At 72.8% G+C, this 19,400-nt stretch carries 13 protein-coding genes; 8 read left to right on the top strand and 5 right to left on the bottom strand.

Annotated elements, in window-relative coordinates:
• The first annotated feature begins 86 nt into the window (after window positions 1–86).
• Window positions 87–3,800 carry a S8 family serine peptidase gene (locus F8271_RS06895; protein WP_151488812.1) on the top strand — a complete coding sequence of 1,238 codons (3,714 nt, stop codon included), beginning with the start codon at window positions 87–89 and terminating at the stop codon, window positions 3,798–3,800.
• A gap of 87 nt (window positions 3,801–3,887) precedes the next feature.
• On the opposite strand, the gene F8271_RS06900 is transcribed toward F8271_RS06895, so the two are convergent.
• The 5 genes from F8271_RS06900 to F8271_RS06920 are packed head-to-tail and all read right to left on the bottom strand — an operon-like array spanning window position 3,888 to window position 9,345.
• Entirely contained in the window at window positions 3,888–4,445 is a 558-nt protein-coding gene (locus F8271_RS06900) for a GNAT family N-acetyltransferase (protein ID WP_151488813.1), read from the bottom strand.
• On the bottom strand, window positions 4,435–6,489 hold the full coding sequence (locus F8271_RS06905; RefSeq protein WP_151488814.1) for a penicillin acylase family protein: 2,055 nt from the start codon (window positions 6,487–6,489) through the stop codon (window positions 4,435–4,437). The genes F8271_RS06900 and F8271_RS06905 overlap by 11 nt, the downstream gene beginning before the upstream one ends.
• Complete coding sequence (locus tag F8271_RS06910) at window positions 6,486–7,298, bottom strand: ABC transporter ATP-binding protein (protein WP_151488815.1); 813 nt, start codon at window positions 7,296–7,298, stop codon at window positions 6,486–6,488. The genes F8271_RS06905 and F8271_RS06910 overlap by 4 nt, the downstream gene beginning before the upstream one ends.
• Before the next feature lie 29 nt (window positions 7,299–7,327).
• The gene (locus tag F8271_RS06915) at window positions 7,328–8,356 is read right to left on the bottom strand and encodes an iron chelate uptake ABC transporter family permease subunit (protein WP_151488816.1); all 1,029 of its coding nucleotides are present in this window, start codon (window positions 8,354–8,356) and stop codon (window positions 7,328–7,330) included.
• Window positions 8,353–9,345, bottom strand: coding sequence for a FecCD family ABC transporter permease (locus tag F8271_RS06920; RefSeq protein WP_370461874.1), 993 nt, complete (start codon window positions 9,343–9,345; stop codon window positions 8,353–8,355). Before F8271_RS06920 ends, F8271_RS06915 begins: the two co-directional genes overlap by 4 nt.
• Before the next feature lie 188 nt (window positions 9,346–9,533).
• Here F8271_RS06920 and F8271_RS06925 point away from each other — a divergent pair, with 188 nt between their 5' ends.
• The 7 genes from F8271_RS06925 (at window position 9,534) to F8271_RS06955 (ending at window position 19,386) form a co-directional block, all read left to right on the top strand.
• On the top strand, window positions 9,534–10,565 hold the full coding sequence (locus F8271_RS06925; protein WP_151488817.1) for an ABC transporter substrate-binding protein: 1,032 nt from the start codon (window positions 9,534–9,536) through the stop codon (window positions 10,563–10,565).
• Window positions 10,566–10,569: 4 nt separating this feature from the next.
• On the top strand, window positions 10,570–11,427 hold the full coding sequence (locus F8271_RS06930) for a siderophore-interacting protein (RefSeq protein ID WP_151488818.1): 858 nt from the start codon (window positions 10,570–10,572) through the stop codon (window positions 11,425–11,427).
• 95 nt (window positions 11,428–11,522) lie between these two features.
• Complete coding sequence (locus tag F8271_RS06935; protein WP_370461875.1) at window positions 11,523–13,073, top strand: aspartate aminotransferase family protein; 1,551 nt, start codon at window positions 11,523–11,525, stop codon at window positions 13,071–13,073.
• Window positions 13,074–13,108: 35 nt separating this feature from the next.
• Window positions 13,109–14,386, top strand: coding sequence for a lysine N(6)-hydroxylase/L-ornithine N(5)-oxygenase family protein (locus F8271_RS06940; RefSeq protein WP_151488845.1), 1,278 nt, complete (start codon window positions 13,109–13,111; stop codon window positions 14,384–14,386).
• Window positions 14,383–14,976, top strand: coding sequence for a GNAT family N-acetyltransferase (locus F8271_RS06945; RefSeq protein ID WP_151488819.1), 594 nt, complete (start codon window positions 14,383–14,385; stop codon window positions 14,974–14,976). The genes F8271_RS06940 and F8271_RS06945 overlap by 4 nt, the downstream gene beginning before the upstream one ends.
• Window positions 14,973–16,820, top strand: a complete 1,848-nt coding sequence (locus tag F8271_RS06950; protein WP_151488820.1) for an IucA/IucC family siderophore biosynthesis protein — start codon at window positions 14,973–14,975, stop codon at window positions 16,818–16,820. The genes F8271_RS06945 and F8271_RS06950 overlap by 4 nt, the downstream gene beginning before the upstream one ends.
• 232 nt (window positions 16,821–17,052) lie before the next feature.
• Window positions 17,053–19,386 (top strand): beta-L-arabinofuranosidase domain-containing protein, encoded by a 2,334-nt coding sequence (locus F8271_RS06955; RefSeq protein ID WP_151488821.1) that lies wholly within the window; start codon window positions 17,053–17,055, stop codon window positions 19,384–19,386.
• Window positions 19,387–19,400: the final 14 nt, after the last annotated feature.

Genomic DNA, 19,400 nt, shown 5'->3' on the forward strand with positions numbered 1-19,400 from the left:
TGATGCGTCGGGGATCGACGGGGATGGAGGGTGAGCTTTGCGTCGATGCTGTGCTGCGTACCACTCCTCGACACAAAGAGGTCATCTTGGCTCTGTCTTCCAGGCGTTGCCGCTCCGGGCTGATCGCCCTCGGCGCCGCCCTCACCCTGGCGGCCGGGTTCACCCCACCCGGCACAGGGGCGTCCGCCGCCCCGCCGAACAACCCGGGCCAGCCCACCGGTCAGCCGCCGGCCGCCCCCGGACACTCGTCCACCGTCACCCTGATCACCGGTGACACGGTCAACGTCACCACCGCGGCCGACGGCAGCACCATCTCGACGGTCCGCCGGCCGGACGGCAGCACGCCGACCTTCCACCGCACCGTGCTCGACGGCGACACCTACGTGTACCCGGACGCCGCGCTGCCGTACGTCACCAGCGGCGTGCTGGACCGGCAGTTGTTCAACGTCACCGAGCTGATCGCCGACGGTTACGACGACGCGCACTCGGACAAGCTGTCGCTGATCGTCACCCTGACCGACGCGGCGGTCCGCAACCGCACCCGTCCCTCGGTGGACGGTGCCGAGCTGGTCCGCCCGCTCGACAGCGTGCAGGGCGCGGCGCTGACCCGTCAGCGGGCCACCGCCGGCACGTTCTGGACCGCCCTCACCGCCGGCACGGCCCGCCGTACGGGCGACGCGCCGACGCTCGCGGGCGGAATCGCGAAGGTCTGGTTGGACGGACGGGTGCACGCCGACCTGGCCGAGTCCACCGCCCAGATCGGTGCCCCGGCCGTCTGGGCCGAGGGCAACACCGCCGCCGGTGTCGACGTCGCGGTGCTCGACTCCGGTGCGGACACCGAGCACCCGGACCTCGCCGGCCAGGTCACCGCGTCGAGCAGCTTCGTGCCGGACGAGCCTGACATCCTCGACTACAAGGGGCACGGCACGCACGTCGCCTCGACGATCGCCGGCACCGGTGCGGCCTCCGGCGGCACCGAGCGGGGTGTCGCCCCCGGCGCCCGGCTGCACATCGGCAAGGTCCTCAACAGTGAGGGCAGCGGGCAGGACTCGTGGATCATCGCCGGCATGGAGTGGGCGGCCCGCGAGCAGAAGGCCCGGATCGTCAGCATGAGCCTGGGCGGCGAATCCACCGACGGCAGCGACCCGATGAGCCAGGCGGTCGACCGGCTCAGCGCCGAGACCGGCGCCCTGTTCGTGATCGCCGCCGGCAACAGCGGCCCGGCGACCATCGGCAGCCCGGGTGCCGCCAACTCGGCGCTCACCGTGGGCGCCGTCGACGCCACCGACCACCTCGCGGACTTCTCCAGCCAGGGCCCCCGCGCCGGTGACGGCGGGCTGAAGCCGGAGATCACCGCGCCCGGTGTGGACATCCTGGCCGCCCGCTCCCACCTCGTACGTGGTGGTTCCGGGGACTACACGCTGATGAGCGGCACGTCGATGGCCACCCCGCACGTCGCCGGTACGGCCGCGCTGGTGGCCGCCGCGCACCCCGACTGGACCGGCCAGCGCATCAAGGAGGCGCTGGTCAGCACGGTCAAGGCCACCCCGGCGTACACCCCGTACCAGGCTGGTGCCGGCCGGCTGGACGCGGTCGCCGCCGTACACGCCACCGTCTTCGCCACCCCGAGCGCCTACTCCGGCTTCCAGGCCTGGCCGCAGCAGCCGGGGACGACGGTCGACCGGACGGTCACCTACACCAACGTCGGCGGCGCACCGGTCGCCCTGCGGCTGGCTCTCGACGCGCCGACCGCGCCGGCCGGCCTGTTCGCCCTGTCCGCCGACACGGTCACCGTGCCGGCCGGCGGCACCGCGACGGTGACGCTGCGCGCGGCGTACGACAAGCTGCCGGTCGAGAAGCAGGTCAGCGGCGCGATCATCGCCACCGACGACGCCGCTACGGTCCGTGGTCGCACCCTGATCGGGGCGAGCAGGGAGGGCCAGCGGCAGAACCTGACGCTGGTCGCGAAGGACCGGGACGGCAGGCCGCTCGCCGGCAAGGTCATTCTCACCGCCGATGGTCTGTTCACCGCCGTGGATCTGCCCGAGAGCGGCACCGCCACGCTGCGGCTGCCGGTGACGAACTGGAACGGCTGGATCTCCGCGGACGTGCGGGGCCTGAACGGGCCGCACTCCAAGGGCATGGTGATGCTGAGCTTCACCGACGTCATCCTGGACCGGGACCGGACGGTCACCCTGGACGCGCGGGCCGCCCGGCAGGTACGGGCCGAGGTGCCGCAGGAGGCCACCGCCACGTCGCTGCGGATGGACATCCACCGGTCCTTCGGGGCCAGCCTCACCGAGAGCCAGGTGCTACCCGACGACTCGTACGACAGCATGTGGGCGTTGCCGACGAGCCGTGCGGTCACCGACGGCGAGTTCGAGTTCGGTGCCCGGTGGCGCCTGGAGCAGCCGGCGCTGACCGTCGCGGCGGGCGGCCGGTCGTACGCCGATCTGCTGGTGAAGCGGGCGACCCCGGCGCTGCCGGCGGGTCGTCGCCAGCTGGACGCGGTCTACGTCGCCGACGCGTCGGCGGCCGGGCTGGCGAAGCGGCCGGTCCGGGACCGGGCCGTGGTGGTGCGGCGCAGTGACGGCGTGGACATCGCCACCCAGGCGCAGGCCGCCGCGGCGGCCGGGGCCACGCTGCTGCTCGTGGTCAACGACCGCGTCGGGCGGCTCCAGCCGTGGGACGAATCCCTGTGGGGTCCGGAGAACCCGGCCCCGGTGACCGTCGCGACCCTCACCGCCGACGAGGGCGCGCAGCTCATCGCCGCGTTGGCGCGCGGCCCGGTGCGGCTGTCGGTCGAGTCGCACCCGGAGACCACCTACCTGTACGACGTGGTGCACCACTGGACCGGCACGGTGCCGGCCGATCCCACCTACCGGCCGACGAAGCGGCAGCTGGCCCGGGTCGACGTGGAGTTCCGCAACTACCGGCAGGGCAGGGCGCTGGAGTTCCGCACCGACATCTGGAAGGGCCTGGGGTCGAGCAACCAGGAGGCCACCGCGGCGCGGGGCCGACGCACCGACTGGGTGAGCACCGACCAGCGGTGGGTCGACGACGCGTACATCCCCGGTGAGACCGGACAGCACGTGCCGGAGGTGACGACGTATGCGGCCGGCAAGCCGAGCACCGTCACCTGGTTCGGGCCGATCCAGCGCCCCCGGATGGGTGGGAACTACGTGCCGATCCGGTACCTGGACACCCTGTACCTTCCGGCACCCGGCTGGGGTGACGGTGGCGGGCACATCGGGGAGGCGTACGCCAACTTCGACATGGTCAACCGGACCACCCTCTACCAGGGGGACAAGGAGCTGAACTGGGGTAACGCCGAGTACCTCCAGGTCTCCGGCCTCGCGGAGCAGGGGCTGCCGTACCGGCTGGTGGTGGAGAACGACCGGGCGGCGTGGACCAACCCGTACTCCCGGCAGACCCGCACCGAGTGGGGCTTCCGCTCGGCGGCCACCGGGGAGGAGTCGGCGGAGGCGCTGCCGATGATCCAGCTGGACTATCAGGTGGACATCGACGCCGACGGCACGGCGTCGCGGCGGGCACCGCTCACCGTGGTGGCCTCGCACCTGCCGGGCGTGCAGGGCACGATCGGCGCGGTCACCGTCGAGGTGTCCTACGACGACGGCAGGACCTGGCAGGAGCAGCGGCTGATCCGGCACGGCGACGGCTGGCGGACCTCGCTGGCCGCACCGGCGAAGGCCGGCTTCGTGAGCCTGCGCACCACCGCGCGGGACGCCGCCGGCAACACGGTGAGCCAGAGCATCACCCGGGCGTTCGGCCTGCGCTGACGCCGTGGCGGCCGCCGGTCGGGGTGCCTCGCGCACCCGGGCCGGCGGCCGTCCGCTGTCGCCGGCGTCAGCCGACGGACGGTCGCGTCAGCGGGGCACCGCCGGTCGGTCGAGGAAGAGCAGCCGGGCGCGCTTGTCCGGCAGGTCGATCAACGGTCCGGGCCGGAACCCGGTACGCAGAAAGCGGTTGATCGCGCGGTCGTTGCGGGCGTCGGGCTCCAGCACGACCCGCAGCCGGCTCGGGTCGGCGAGGACGAAGTCGAGGATCGCGCCGAACAGCGCGCCGGTGAAACCCCGCTCGACGGCCACCGGCGGCCCGATGAGCAGGTGGACGCCGACGTCGCCGGGGCGTACGTCGTAGCACTCGCCGACCGGGTCGGCCTCGGGCTGGTAGGTCTGCGCCAGCGCCGCCGGCACCCCGTCGCGGTGCACCAGGTACGCGTGGTGGGTGGCCAGCGAGTCCAGGTACGCGTAGATCTCGTGCACGCGTTCGCGGCTCGCCTCCCGCATGCCCCAGAATCGGGCCCGGTCCTGGGTGACCCAGCCGTGCAGCAGGTCGACGTCCTGGTCGGGCCGGACCGGGCGGATGGTGACCACCCCGAAGCCGCTGACCTCGCTGCGGTAGGTGTGCTGTTCAGTGCGCATCGGTCTCCTCGGTGAGCTGGTCCCAGTCCGTGACCACCCGGAGCAGCTCGCCGGACAGCCACGCCGGGCTCTGGTCGTCGTGGTGGCGGTCGTCGGGCACCCCGCACGCGCCCAGCGGGACCACCCAGCGGCTGTCGTCGCGACGGGCCAGGTCCCAGACGAAACGGGCGGCCGGACCCCGGAAGCACCGGTGGGTGACGCCGGGCACGCTCGACGTGGCCAGCACGCAGTCGTGGTCACCGTCGAGGCGGGGGCCCGGCCCGCCGTCCGGGTCGGGCAGCGCCCGCCACGGCGCCAGCCGGTGCAGGTCACCCCAGAGCGCCGGCCCGTCCGCCGCGCCGGCGACCTCCTCGGCCGCCGCGCCGACCAGCGCGGGCACGTCGACGCCGGGCAGCCGCCCGGCGCCGAGCAGGTGCTCCAGCGCGTAGCCGACCCGCGGCGTCAGCGCCAGCCAGGGCGTGAACACCTCGGGGTACGCGGGCGGCGCGGCCAGCGCGGCCAGCGACGGATGGGCGGCGATCCGGCGTACGACGGCCGCCCGCAGGAGGGCGAAGTCGGCGGCGTCGGTGCTGTCGGCGGCCATCCGGCGGTCCCAGCGCAGCAGCCGGTCCCGCAGCGCGGCGGCGTCCGGGCTGAGCCCGGTCAACCCGGCCAGCACCACCAGCAGTGGCCCGGCCGAGCCCAGGTGGGTGTCGGTGTGCACGGCGGCCATCTCCCCGGCCGTCCAGTCCCGACCGGCGTCGAGCAGCTCGGCGATCCGGCGCGCGCGGTGCGGCGGTGCGAACTCGACGCCGAGGGGCGCCGCCAGCCCGCGTTCGTTGGCCATCACCGCCCGGCCGGTCACCTCGGCGCGGGGCATCGGCGCGTACCAGCCCCGCCAGGCGTGCCGGGCCTCCCAGGCGGGAACCACCCGCCGGCCGTTGTCCGGATGCCGTACCGGCACCGCCCCGGCGACCCGGTGCAGCAGCCCGCCCGCGGTGTCCGCCGCCTGCACCACGTTGACCGGCTCCATCCAGTGCCGCAGCGCCCGGTCCACGTCGGCCACGGTACGGGCGCGCAGCAGCTCCGGCAGCGCGGCGAACCCCAGCTCGGCCCGGACCCGCGGCGGGTAGCGCAGGCTGATCGCGGCCGGTTCGTCGGGTCCGCCCACGATCACCGGACCCCGCTCGGTCTCCAGCACCTCGACCTCGACCGGGGCCGCCCCGGCCACCTCGATCGTCTCGACGTGGCGGTGCACCGGCTCCCAGCCGTCCGGGCCGAGCGCCCGCACGTCGGAGCCGTCGCGGCGCAGCCGCTCGGCGTACACGTCCTGGTAGTCGGCCATCGCGTTGGTGATCGCCCAGGCCACCGCACCGGTGTGTCCGAAGTGGGCGATGCCCGGTACGCCCGGCATCGCCAACCCGACCACGTCGTACTCCGGGCAGGCCAGCCGGATCTGCTGGTAGACGCCCGGATCCTCGATGAACCGGTGCGGGTCGCCGGCGAGCAGCGCGGCACCGGTGCCGGTGCGCTCGGCGGCGAGCAGCCACCCGTTGCTGCCGGCGACGGCCGGCCCGTCGGTGGCGAACGCCTCGACCGCGTCCGCGCCGAGGTGCTCCGCCACGTGCTCGCGCCAGAGCTTGCCGGGGAACCCGGCGAACAGGATGTGCTGGCCCAGCCAGACGGAGAGGGGTGTCCACGGCTCCCACCGGCCGGGGGTCAGCCCGGTGGCGGCGAACTCCGGTGCGCGCGCCGCCCCGACGGCGAGGCCGGCGTTGACCCCGGCCACGTACGCGCCCACCCACGCGGCGGTCGCCTCGTCGAGGGCGGCGTGGCAGCGGCGGGCGGTGTCGTCGAGGCGGACCTGCCGGGCGAATCGGTCCCAGGCGAGCGCGTCGGCGCCGAGGAAGGCCGCGCTGGTGCCCGCCGACCGGTGCCGTTCCACCTCGATCTGCCACGCCCGGTCGTACGCGGTCACCCGACCCTGCTCGGCCGCCAGGGCGAGGGGGTCGTCGGCCCGCAGGTGCGGCACGCCCCACGGGTCGCGGAAGCGTCGGGTGCTCATGCCGGCTCGGCCGCGCGTCGGCGGGCGGCGGGAACGACCAGCGGGGTGCCGGTCTCCGGGTCGTCGATCACCCGGCAGGGCAGCCCGAACACCTCGGCGACCAGGTCGGCGGTGACCACCGTCGCCGGGTCGCCGGCGGCCACCACCCGACCGTCGCGCATGGCGATGAGGTGGGTGGCGTAGCGGGCCGCGTGGTTGAGGTCGTGCAGCACCGCGACGAGGGTGCGGCCCTGCTCCTCGTGCAGCCGGGCGCAGAGATCCAGGATCTCGATCTGGTGGGCGATGTCCAGGAAGGTGGTCGGCTCGTCGAGCAGCAGCAGCGGGGTCTGCTGGGCCAGCGCCATGGCCAGCCACACCCGCTGCCGTTGCCCGCCGGACAGCTCGTCCACCAGCCGGTCGGCGAGGTCGTCGACCCCGGTGGCGGCCATCGACTCCTCGACCACCCGCTCATCCTCGCGCGACCACTGCCGCAGCAGCCCCTGGTGGGGGTAGCGGCCTCGCGCGACCAGTTCGGCGACGCTGATGCCGTCCGGCGCGATCGACGACTGCGGCAGCAGGCCGAGGGTGCGGGCCACCGCGCGGGCGGGCCGGTCGTGGATGTCCCGCCCGTCCAGCAGCACCGTGCCGACGCTCGGGCGCAGCATCCGCGACAGCGCGCGCAGCAGGGTCGACTTGCCGCACGCGTTCGGGCCGATGATCACCGTGAACGACTGATCCGGAACGGCCACGGTCAGATCCTCGGCGATGGTGCGCCGGTCGTAGGCGAGGGTCAGCGCGGTGCCACCGAGCCGGGTGCTGCCGGGGTGCATGGGTGCTCCTTCGAAGGGGTCGCGGATGGTCACAGCCGACCCGCCCGGCGTTCGACGGCGAGCAGCCAGACCAGATAGCCACCGCCGATCACTCCGGTCACCGCGCCGACCGGAAGTTGGTGCCCGGTGAACGCGCGCTGGGCCAGCAGGTCGGCGCCGACCAGCAGCGCCGCGCCGACCGCCATCGACGGCAGCAGGTTGGGGCCGGGCGCCCGGGTCAGTCGTTTCGCGACGTGCGGCGCGACGAGCGCCACGAACGACACCGGACCGGCGGCGGCCGCCGCGAACGACACCAGCAGCACCGCCGCGGCGAGCAGCACCAGGCGCAGGCGGCGGACCGGCACGCCGAGGGCGCTGGCCGTGTCGTCGCCCAGTTCCATCATCCGCAGCGCCGGGGCGCAGCCGACGAGCACCAGGGGCGCCAGCACGGCCAGGACGGCGAGCAGCGGCCCGGCGTTCGCCCAGCCGCGCCCGTCCAGGCTGCCGGTGAGCCAGAGCACCGCGCGGGCGGCGTCCATCAGCGGCGCCCGGGTGAGCAGGTAGCCGTTGACGCCGGTGAGGATCGCGGCGACGCCGATGCCGACCAGGATGAGCCGGTAGCCGTGCACGCCGCGCCGCCAGGCGAGCGCGTAGATCAGCAGGCCGGTGGCGAGTCCTCCGACGACCGCGGCGCCCGCGAGGGCCAGGCTGCTGCCGCCGAGGACGACCACCACCAGCGCGCCGGTCGACGCGCCCTGGGTGAAACCGAGGATGTCCGGGCTGCCCAGTGGGTTGCGGACCAGCGACTGGAAGACCGTACCGGCCAGCGCCAGCGCCGCGCCGACCAGCAGGGCGGTGACCAGCCGGGGCAGGCGCAGCTCGGTCACGATGAACTGCTCCGCCGGGGTGCCACCACCGGTCAGGGTGCGCAGCACGTCGGCCGGGCCCATCGGGTAGTCGCCGCTGCCCACGGCGACCAGGCCGAGCCCGGCCGCGAGCAGGGCCGCGCCGGCACCGACGGCCAGCGCGCGCGGGCGGATCCGCACCGACAACCCGCCGGGGGTACGCAGGACGGTCATGGTTGGGCCACCGGTCGCCGGCTGACCAGCCAGAGGAAGAGCGGGCCGCCCAGCACGGCGGTCACCATGCCGACCTGAAGCTCGCCCGGTCGGCCCAGCACCCGGCCGAGCACGTCGGCGCCGAGCAGCAGCACCGGCGCGAGCACCGCGCAGTACGGCAGCAGCCAGCGCAGGTCGGGGCCGGTCAGGGCGCGGACGAGGTGCGGCACCAGCAACCCGACGAACACGATCGGGCCGCAGGCGGCCGTCGCCGCGCCGCAGAGCAGGGTGACCGCGACGATCACGGCGGCGCGGATGAGCGCCGGCCGGGCGCCCAGGGCCCGCGCCGTGTCGTCGCCGAGCGCCAGGGCGTTCAGCGGACGGGCGGCGCCGAGCGCGACCAGCAGACCGACCAGGATGAACGGTGCGACCCGGGTCACGGTCGCGGAGTCCGCGCTGGCCAGCGAGCCGACCGTCCAGAACCGCAGCCGGTCCAGCGACGCGGTGTCCAGCAGCATGACCGCGCTCACGTACGAGTAGAGCGTGGCGTTCAGCGCGGCGCCGGCCAGTGCCAGGCGGGCCGGGGTGGCGCCGCGTCCGCCGCCCACGGCGTAGACGAGCGCGGTGACCACCGCCGCGCCGAACAGCGCGAACCAGACGTACCCGCCGATGGCGGTGACGCCCAGGAAGCTGGCGGCGGTGGCGACGGCGGCGGACGCGCCGGCGTTGATGCCGAGCAGCCCGGGGTCGGCGAGGGGGTTGCGGGTGAGGGCCTGCATGACCGCGCCGGCCACGCCGAGCGCGGTGCCGGCGAGCAGCCCGAGCAGGGTGCGCGGCAGGCGCATCCGGTGCACCACGGCGTACTCGGTGGCGTCGCGGTGCAGCAACCCGGACCAGACGTCGGCGAGGGGCAGCGACTTCGCGCCCACCGCGATGCTGAGCAGCAGGAGCACGCCGAGCAGTGCCACGGCGCCGAGCAGGCCGGCGGCACGGGCCGCCTGGTGTCGCACCGGGGGCGGGGCCGTGGACCGCGCCGGCACGTGTGGTGCTGGTCTGGTGACGGTGGGTGAGGCGTCCAGTGTGGGCTCCGGTTTCGTGGCGACACGTCGGTACCGCTGTTGACAACGACCGAGGTTAGGCTAACCTAACCCCGCTGTCCCGGTCGACACCGACCCTCCCTTGATCGAAAGACGACACCATGCCCGATGCACTGTCCTCCCGTCGCCTCTCTCGTCGTGGCCTGCTGGCCGCCGGTGGCGCCGCCACGCTGGCTGCCCTGCTCGCCGGCTGCGGCAAGGACGATGCCGCCAAACCCGCTCCCAATAACGGAAACGGGCCCTGGTCGTTCACCGACGACCGCGGCAAGAAGATCGAGGCGGCGGCCCGTCCGGCCCGGGTGGTGGCGTTCACCGGAGTGGCGGCAGCGCTGGTCGATTTCGGTCTCGACAAGCAGCTCGTCGGAGTGTTCGGCGAGACCAAGCGCGCCGACGGCACGATCGACCCGCAGGCCGGCGACCTCAACGTCGAGGCCGTGGAGGTCATCGGCAACGTGTGGGGCGAGTTCAGCCTCGAGAAGTACGCCGCCCTGCGTCCCGAGCTGCTGGTCACCCACATGTACGACCCGGACGCGCTCTGGTACGTGCCGGACGAGAGCAAGGACAAGATCCTCCCGCTCGCGCCGAGCGTGGCCGTCACCACCGCCCGGGTGCCGATGACCAAGCCGATCGAGCGGTACGCCGCCCTGGCCGAGTCGCTCGGCGCGGACCTGTCCGCGAAGAAGGTCACCGACGCGAAGACCCGCTTCGACGCCGCCGCCGAGGCGGTCCGTCAGGCGGTCAAGGCCAACCCCGGCATCACGGTGATGGCCTGCTCCGGCAGCCCCGACCTGTTCTACGTCTCGAACCCGAAGGTCAGCACCGACCTCATGTACTTCGCCGAGCTGGGCGTCAACATCGTCGTCCCCACCAAGCTCGAGGCCGGCGACTACTTCGAGGCGCTGAGCTGGGAGAACACCGGCAAGTTCCCGGCCGACCTGATCCTGCTGGACAACCGCAGCACCGCGTTGCAGCCCAAGGACCTCGCCGCCAAGCCCACCTGGCAGCAGCTGCCGGCGGTCAAGGCCAACCAGGTGACCCCGTGGGACGCGGTGCCCCGCTTCTCGTACGCCGGCGCCGCCCCGCTGCTGGAGAACCTCGCCACCGCCATCCGGAACGCGAAGAAGGTCAGCTGACGCCATGAGTACGAGCACCGTCGCGCCCGTCGCCCCGCAGTTCCGCTTCTTCGCCGCGCACGTCGTGCGGTCACGCCGGATCGGCGCCTCGCTGATCCGGGTCACCCTCGGCGGTCCGGAGCTGGTCGACGTCGCCGGCGGTGGCCGGGACCAGAGCGTCTCGCTGTTCCTGCCGCACCCCGGGCAGCACGCCCCGGTGGTCCCGGTCGAGCACGGCGACGACTGGTTCGGCGCCTGGCGGGCACTCCCGCCCGACGTCCGCGCCGTGATGCGCTCGTACACCATCCGGGAGCAGCGCCCGGCCGCCGGCGAGGTGGACATCGACTTCGTCAGCCACGGCGACGGCGGCCCCGCCTCGCGCTGGGCCGCCCTCGCCGGGCCGGGCGACCGGGTGCTGCTGCTCGGCCCCGCGGTGCACGACAACCGCAGCGTCTGCTTCCGCCCCCCGGACGGCACCGACCTCGTCGTGCTGGCCGCCGACGAGACCGCGCTGCCCGCCGCCGCCGGGATCCTCGGCTGGCTGCCCGCCGGCACCCGGGTACGCGCCTGGATCGAGGTGCCGGACGCCGCCGACATCACCGAGCTGCCCAGCGCCGCCGACGCCGAGATCCGCTGGATCGTGCGCGGCAGCACCCCGCCCGGCAGTGACCTGCTGGTCGGCTCGGTGCGCGCGGCCCGGCTGCCCGCCGGCACCCCGTACGCCTGGATCGCCGGCGAGTCCGGCGTGGTGCGGGCGCTGCGCCGGCACCTGGTCGGCGAGCGGGGCTTCGACCGTCGACGGGTGACCTTCGCCGGCTACTGGCGACGCGGACTGTCCGAAGAGGACCTGCGTGCCGAGGCGCTGGCCGGCGTCACCGCCTGAGTAGCGACCCCCATCGAAGGCAGCACGACCCCGTGGCGCGACGGCGCGCCGGGGCCGGTCGCGGCTGCCCATCGTCGAGAACGTGGAGGACATCCGTGACCGTGCCGACGTACCCCGTCGAAACCACCGCGCCGCCACCGGCGCCGGCGACCGCACCGGCCGCCGCGCGGGCACAGCTGCTGCACCAGGGCTCCGTGGAGCAGTACCGGCAGGCCATCGCCGACGGCGTCGACCGGGTCGCCCGGCGGGTGGCCGGCGTGGACCGGCCCGGCACCGGCATCACACCGGCCGAGTTGGCGCCCCTGGTCGACCGCGTGGACCTGGACCGGCCGCTGGGTGACGCCGGGGCCGCCCTGGACGAGCTGGAGGACGTCTACCTGCGCGACGCCGTCTGGTTCCACCATCCCCGCTACCTCGCCCACCTCAACTGCCCGGTGGTCATTCCGGCGCTGCTCGGCGAGGCCGTGCTCACGGCCGTGAACTCCTCGTTGGACACCTGGGACCAGAGCGCCGGGGCCACCCTCATCGAGCGTCGCCTGATCGAGTGGACCGCTCAGCGGATCGGCCTCGGCCCGGACGCGGACGGCGTGTTCACCAGCGGGGGCAGCCAGTCCAACCTTCAGGCGCTGCTGCTGGCCCGGGAGGAGGCGTGCGCCGACGCGCTCGGCCCGGCGGCCCGCGCGGAGCTGCTGCCCCGGCTGCGGGTGCTCACCTCGGCGGCCGGTCACTTCAGCGTGCAGAAGTCCGCCAAGCTGCTCGGCCTCGCCCCGGACGCGGTGATCGCGGTGCCGACCGACGCCCGGCGGCGCATCCGGCCCTCCGCCGTGCGGGACGAGATCGCCCGGTGCCGGCGGGCCGGACTGGTGGTGATGGCCGTCGTCGGGACCGCCGGCACCACCGACTTCGGCTCCATCGACCCGCTCGCGGAGCTGGCCGGGATCTGTGCGAGCGCCGGCGTCTGGCTGCACGTGGACGCCGCGTACGGCTGCGGGTTGCTCGTCTCGCCGACGCGCCGGCACCTGCTCGACGGCATCGAACTGGCCGACTCGGTGACCGTCGACTACCACAAGTCGTTCTTCCAGCCGGTCAGCTCCAGCGCGCTGCTGGTCCGCGACCGGCGGGTGCTGCGGCACGTCACCTACCACGCCGACTACCTCAACCCGGCGCGGATGGTCGAACAGCGCATCCCCAACCAGGTCGACAAGAGCCTGCAAACCACCCGCCGTTTCGACGCGTTGAAGCTCTGGCTGACCCTGCGCGTGATGGGGCCGGACGCGCTCGGTGCGCTCTTCGACGAGGTGGTCGACCGGGCCGCCGACGCCTGGCGGCTGGTCAGCGAGGACCCGCGCTTCGAGGTGGTGACCCGCTCGCAGCTGAGTACGGTGGTCTTCCGCTACCTGCCCACCGGCCCGGGCCGCGAGCTGGCCGACACCGCCAACCTGTACGCCCGCGAGGCCCTCGCGGCCACCGGCCTCGCCGTGGTCGCCGGTACCCGGGTCGACGGCCAGCACTTCCTCAAGTTCACCCTGCTCAACCCCGCCACGACCGTCGAGGACGTCGGTTACGTGCTGGACCTGATCGCCACCCACGCCGGCCGGTACGTGCACGACCACACCGCCGCCGAACTGACCTGCCCCGTCGGCTGACGCCGGTGACCACGAACCCGCGCCTGGAGACCCCGATGTCCACCCACGACTTCATCGCCATCGGGCTCGGCCCGTACAACCTGGGCCTGGCCTGCCTCACCGCGCCGATCGACGAGCTGGACGGCGTGTTCCTGGAGGCCCGCCCGAGCCTCGCCTGGCACCCCGGCATGCTGCTGGAGTCGGCCCGGTTGCAGACCCCGTTCATCGCCGACCTGGTCAGTCTCGCCGACCCGACCTCGCCGTACTCCTTCCTCAACTACCTCAAGGAGATCGGCCGGCTCTACCCGTTCTACATTCGGGAGAGCTTCTACCCGCTGCGCAGCGAGTACGACGCGTACTGCCGGTGGGCGGCGGCGAAGCTGCCGAACCTGCGTTTCGGTCAGACCGTGACCAGCGTGGAATACGACGACACCGACGAGCGGTACGTGGTGCGGGCCAGCGCGGGCACCGGGGAGACCGTGGAATACCGCGCCCGGCACCTGGTGCTCGGCACCGGCACCCCGCCACACCTGCCGGAGGCGGTCGAGGGGCTGCCCGGTGACGTCGTGCACAACTCGCGGTACCTGGAGAACCGGTCGACGTTGCGGACCAGGCGCAGCATCACCGTGGTGGGCAGCGGGCAGAGCGCCGCCGAGATCTACCACGACCTGCTCGGCGACATCGACCGGTACGGCTACCAGCTGAACTGGGTGACCCGCTCGCCCCGGTTCTTCCCCCTCGAATACACCAAGCTGACGCTGGAGATGACCTCGCCGGACTACGTGGACTACTTCCACGCGCTGCCCGAGGCGACCCGCTACCGGCTGGAATCGGAACAGAAGGGCCTGTTCAAGGGGATCAACGCCGACCTGATCAACGACATCTTCGACCTGCTCTACGCGCACAGCGTCGACGGGCCGGTGAACACGCGGCTGCTCACCAACACCGAGTTGGTCGGCGCCGAGCACCGGGACGGGGCGTACACGCTGAGGTTGCGTCAGGTGGAGCAGGAGCGCGACTTCGCGCTGCGGACCGAGGGCCTCGTCCTGGCCACCGGCTACCGCTACCAGGTGCCGGAGTTCCTCACCCCGGTGTCCGACCGGATCCGCTGGGACTCCCACGGTCGCTTCGACGTGGCCCGCAACTACAGCATCGACCACACCGGGCGGGGCATCTTCCTACAGAACGCCGGCACCCACACGCACAGCATCACCTCACCGGATCTCGGCATGGGCGCCTACCGCAACTCGTGGATCATCCGGGAACTGCTCGGCCGGGAGCACTACCCGATCGAGAAGAGCATCACCTTCCAGGAGTTCGGAGTGTCGTCGTGACAGGCGTCTTCACCCGCCTCGACGAACGGCTCGGCGAGTTTGCGCTGCGTCCGCTCGACCCGGACGCCGACGCGGCGCTGCTGCACACCTGGGTGACCCATCCGAAGGCGTCGTTCTGGATGATGCAGGACGCCGACGAGGCCCAGGTCACCGAGGAGTACCGGCGGATCGCCGAGCACCCGCACCACGACGCGTACCTCGGCCTGTGGCGGGGGAGTCCCGCCTTCCTCGCCGAGCGCTACGACCCGGCCCACGTCGAGCTGGTCGGCCTCTACGACCACCAGCCCGGTGACGTGGGCATGCACTTCCTCTGCGCGCCGGTCGACGCGCCGGTGCACGGCTTCACCCGGGCGGTGATCGGCACCGTCGTGGCGTGGCTGTTCGGCGACCCCGCCACCGCGCGGGTGGTGGTCGAGCCGGACGTGCGCAACACCGCCGTGCACGCGCTGAACGCGGCCGTCGGCTTCGAGGTCGTCGGCCCGATCGTCAAGCCCGAGAAGGACGCGCTGCTCAGCGTCTGCACCCGAGCCCAGTTTCAGGCCGCCGCCGACCGCGTTGCCGCCATCCGAACCGAAGGAGCCCCGGCGTGACCACCACCGCCGTCCCCACCCACCCGCCCGTCGCCACCGCGCACAGCGCCTCCGGCGACCCGGTCGGGCACCTCACCCCGCAGCGCTGGGCGCGGGCCAACCGGCTGCTGGTGCGTAAGGCGCTCGCCGAGTTCACCCACGAGCGGCTGCTCAGCCCCGAAGCCGTGTCCGGCCCCGACGACCGGCAGTGGTACGAGGTCCGCAGCGACGACGGCACGGTCACCTACCGGTTCGCGGCCCGGGTGCTGACCCTGGCGCACTGGCAGATCGACGCGGACAGCATCACCCGACACCGCGACGGCGCCTCGCTGCCGCCGGACGCGGTGGACCTGATCGTCGAGTTGCGCCACACCCTCGGACTCTCCGCGCGGGTGCTCCCCGTCTACCTGGAGGAGATCACCTCCACCCTCGCCGGCACCGCGTACAAGCTGGCCCAGGCCGCGCCGAGCGCCGCCGAGCTGGCCGAGGCGGACTTCCAGACCATCGAGACGTCGATGACCGAGGGCCACCCCTGCTTCGTCGCCAACAACGGCCGGCTCGGCTTCGGCGTCGACGAGTACCACCGGTACGCCCCGGAGGTCGCCGCGCCGGTACGGCTGGAGTGGCTGGCCGCGCACCGGGACCACTCGACGTTCAGCAGCGCCGCCGACCTCGACTACGACACGCTCATCGAGAGCGAACTGGACGTCGAGACCCGGGCCCGGTTCGCGGCCACGATGGCCGATCTCGGGCTGGACCTCGCCGACTACCACCTGATCCCGGCGCACCCGTGGCAGTGGTGGAACAAGCTGGCGGTGACCTTCGCCGGGGAGTTGGCCGAGCGCCGGCTGGTGCACCTCGGCCCGGGGCCGGACGTGTACCTCGCCCAGCAGTCCATCCGCACCTTCTTCAACGTCAGCGAGCAGGGTCGGCACTACGTCAAGACCGCGCTGTCGGTGCTGAACATGGGCTTCATGCGGGGGTTGTCGGCCGCGTACATGGCGGCCACCCCGGCGATCAACGACTGGTTGGCCGACCTGATCGCCGGCGACGAGGTGCTGACCGGCACGGGCCTGACCGTCATCCGGGAGCGGGCCGCGGTCGGTTACCGGCACCGGCAGTACGAGGCGGCCACCGAGCGCACCTCCCCGTACCGCAAGATGCTGGCCGCGCTGTGGCGGGAGAGCCCGGTGCCCGACCTGGCGCCGGGGCAGCGGCTGTCCACCATGGCCGCGCTGCTGCACGTGGACAGCGCCGGTGGTTCGCTGGCGGCGGCCCTGATCGAGCGGTCCGGGTTGCCCGCCGAGGTGTGGCTGCGCCGCTACCTGGACGCGTACCTGACCCCGCTGCTGCACAGCTTCTACGCCCACGACCTGGCCTTCATGCCGCACGGCGAGAACGTCATCCTGGTCCTCGGCGAGCGGGACACCGTCGAGCGGGTGATCTTCAAGGACATCGCGGAGGAGATCGCGGTGATGAGCGCCGACCGCGAGCTGCCGGCGGAGGTGGAGCGGATCCGCGTCGACGTGTCCGACGACACCAAGCTGCTGAGCATCTTCACCGACGTGGTGGACTGCTTCCTGCGCCACCTCAACGCGGTGCTGGTCGAGGCCGGGGTGCTCACCGAGGACGCCTTCTGGGGCGCGGTCGCGGCCTGCGCGGTCGACTACTTCGACCGGGTGCCGCACCTGGCCGAGCGGGTTCGCCACTACGACCTGTTCGCACCGGAGTTCACGCTGTCCTGCCTCAACCGGCTCCAGTTGCGCGACAACCAGCAGATGGTCGACCTGGCCGACCCGTCGGCCGCTCTCCAGTTCGTCGGCACCCTGACCAATCCGCTGGCCGCCCACGCCCCGCGTCGGTGACTCCGTCCACGCCTCCTGGTGTTATCGATAACACCAGGAGGCGTGCCGTCCACTGAGCCGTCACGGCCCTGATCGTCGGGGACGAGCCAGTCACCATCTTGAATGAGACCGCCCCTCCGCCGTAACATGCCGGACACGGATGTGAGCGCTAACGCTCGTGTCTGACCGCCCTGTCGAGCCCGTCCCCGCCCGGCTGTGCTCCGTCGCCCGTTGCGCTCTCCGTGGAGGTTCCATGTCCCCCCTGCCCATCAGCCGGCGCCGCGTGCTGCAAGCCGCCGGTGCCACCGCAGTCATGTCCGCGACCGGTACGACGGTCCTCACCGCGGGCCCCGCCGCGGCAGCCGTGGTCCCGCCCGCCCGGCCGGACATCGGGGTGTCGGCGTACCCCTTCGACCCGGGTCAGGTGCGACTGACCGCCGGTCGCTGGCTGGACAACCAGACCCGCACCCTCACCTACCTGCGCTTCGTCGACGTCGACCGCCTGCTCTACAACTTCCGCGCCAACCACCGGCTGTCCACCAACGGGGCCGCCACCAACGGAGGCTGGGACGCGCCGAACTTCCCCTTCCGGACCCACATGCAGGGCCACTTCCTGACCGCCTGGGCGTACGGGTACGCGGTGCTGGGCGACACCACCTGCCGGGACAAGGCGAACTACATGGTGGCCGAGATGGCCAAGTGCCAAGCGAACAACGGCGCTGCCGGGTTCGGCTCGGGCTACCTCTCCGGGTTCCCGGAGTCCGACTTCACCGCGCTCGAGGCACGCACGTTGTCCAACGGCAACGTGCCCTACTACTGCATCCACAAGACCCTCGCCGGGCTGCTCGACGTCTGGCGTTACACCGGCAACACCCAGGCCCGCTCGGTGCTGCTGGCCCTGGCCGGCTGGGTCGACACCCGGACGGCCCGGCTGAGCTCCAGCCAGATGCAGTCCATGCTGGGCACCGAGTTCGGTGGCATGAACGACGTGTTGACCGACATCTACCAGCAGACCGGCGACGCCCGGTGGCTCGCCACCGCCCAGCGGTTCGACCACGCGGCCGTCTTCAACCCCCTGGCCGCCAACTCCGACCAGCTCAACGGTCTGCACGCCAACACGCAGGTGCCCAAGTGGATCGGCGCCGCCCGCGAGTTCAAGGCCACCGGGACCACCCGGTATCGGGACATCGCGAGCAACGCGTGGAACATCACCGTCGGCGCGCACACCTACGTCATCGGCGGCAACAGCCAGGCGGAGCACTTCCGGGCGCCCAACGCGATCGCCGGTTACCTCAGCAACGACACGTGCGAGCAGTGCAACACCTACAACATGCTCAAACTGACCCGGGAGCTGTGGCTGCTCGACCCGAACCGGACGGACTACTTCGACTTCTACGAGCGCGCGCTGATCAACCACCTGATCGGCGGACAGAACCCGGCCGACAGCCACGGCCACATCACGTACTTCACCCCGCTGCGCCCGGGTGGCCGTCGGGGCGTGGGCCCGGCGTGGGGCGGCGGCACCTGGAGCACCGACTACAACTCGTTCTGGTGCTGCCAGGGCACCGGCCTGGAGATCAACACGAAGTTGATGGACTCCATCTACTTCTACAACGGCACGACGCTGACCGTGAACCTGTTCACGCCGTCGACGCTGACCTGGTCGCAGCGCGGCATCACGGTCACGCAGAGCACCAGCTACCCGGTCAGCGACACCACCACCCTCACCCTGTCCGGCACGATGAGCGGGTCGTGGAGCGTCCGGGTGCGCATCCCCGCGTGGACGAGCGGCGCGACGGTCAGCGTCAACGGTGTGGCGCAGAACGTCGCCACCACGCCGGGCAGCTATGCCACGGTCACCCGCACCTGGGCCGACGGGGACACCATCGTCGTACGCCTGCCGATGCGGGTCGTCATGCGGGCCGCCAACGACAACCCCGGCGTCGCCGCCGTCACCTACGGCCCGAGCGTGCTCTGCGGCAACTACGGCAATACCGCGCTCACCGCGCTGCCGTCACTCACCGTCGCGTCGATCGCCCGGACCAGCACCAGCTCCCTGGCGTTCACCGCGACCGCGAACGGCTCCACCGTCACACTCGCGCCGTTCCAGGACGCCCACGGTTACAACTACACCGTCTACTGGAACGCCAGTGGCAGCAGCGGCGGTGGCAGCCACCGGCTGGTCAACGTGGGCACCGGCCTGGTGCTCGGCATCCAGAACATGTCCACCGCCGACGGTGGGCTCGCCGTGCAGTGGGGTGACAGCGGCACCGCCGACCACAACTGGGTGGTGGTGACCGACGGCTCAGCGGTCAGGTTCCGCAATGTCAACAGCGGGAAGGTCCTCGGGGTGGAGAACATGTCCACCGCCGACAACGCCCGCGTCCTGCAGTGGTCCGACAACGGCACCGCCGACCACCGGTGGACCCTGGTGGACAACGGTGACGGCACCTACCGGATCCGCAACGTCAACAGCGGCAAGCTGCTCGGCATCCTGAACGGGTCCACCGCGTGGGGTGCCCAGGCCGTGCAGGATTCGGACAACGGCAGCGCGGACAACCGCTGGCGGCTCGTGGCGAACGCCTAGGACGGCGCGGCCTG

Source organism: Micromonospora sp. ALFpr18c (genome assembly GCF_008868155.1).
Lineage (GTDB): Bacteria > Actinomycetota > Actinomycetes > Mycobacteriales > Micromonosporaceae > Micromonospora.

Bases quoted from the DNA above. Each gene is read 5' to 3' on its own strand.
- F8271_RS06940 (WP_151488845.1), top strand. From the start codon at position 13,109: ATGTCCACCCACGACTTCATCGCCATCGGGCTCGGCCCGTACAACCTG.
- F8271_RS06930 (WP_151488818.1), top strand. From the start codon at position 10,570: ATGAGTACGAGCACCGTCGCGCCCGTCGCCCCGCAGTTCCGCTTCTTC.
- F8271_RS06925 (WP_151488817.1), top strand. From the start codon at position 9,534: ATGCCCGATGCACTGTCCTCCCGTCGCCTCTCTCGTCGTGGCCTGCTG.
- F8271_RS06910 (WP_151488815.1), bottom strand. From the start codon at position 7,298: ATGCACCCCGGCAGCACCCGGCTCGGTGGCACCGCGCTGACCCTCGCC.
- F8271_RS06905 (WP_151488814.1), bottom strand. From the start codon at position 6,489: ATGAGCACCCGACGCTTCCGCGACCCGTGGGGCGTGCCGCACCTGCGG.
- F8271_RS06900 (WP_151488813.1), bottom strand. From the start codon at position 4,445: ATGCGCACTGAACAGCACACCTACCGCAGCGAGGTCAGCGGCTTCGGG.
- F8271_RS06915 (WP_151488816.1), bottom strand. From the start codon at position 8,356: ATGACCGTCCTGCGTACCCCCGGCGGGTTGTCGGTGCGGATCCGCCCG.
- F8271_RS06955 (WP_151488821.1), top strand. From the start codon at position 17,053: ATGTCCCCCCTGCCCATCAGCCGGCGCCGCGTGCTGCAAGCCGCCGGT.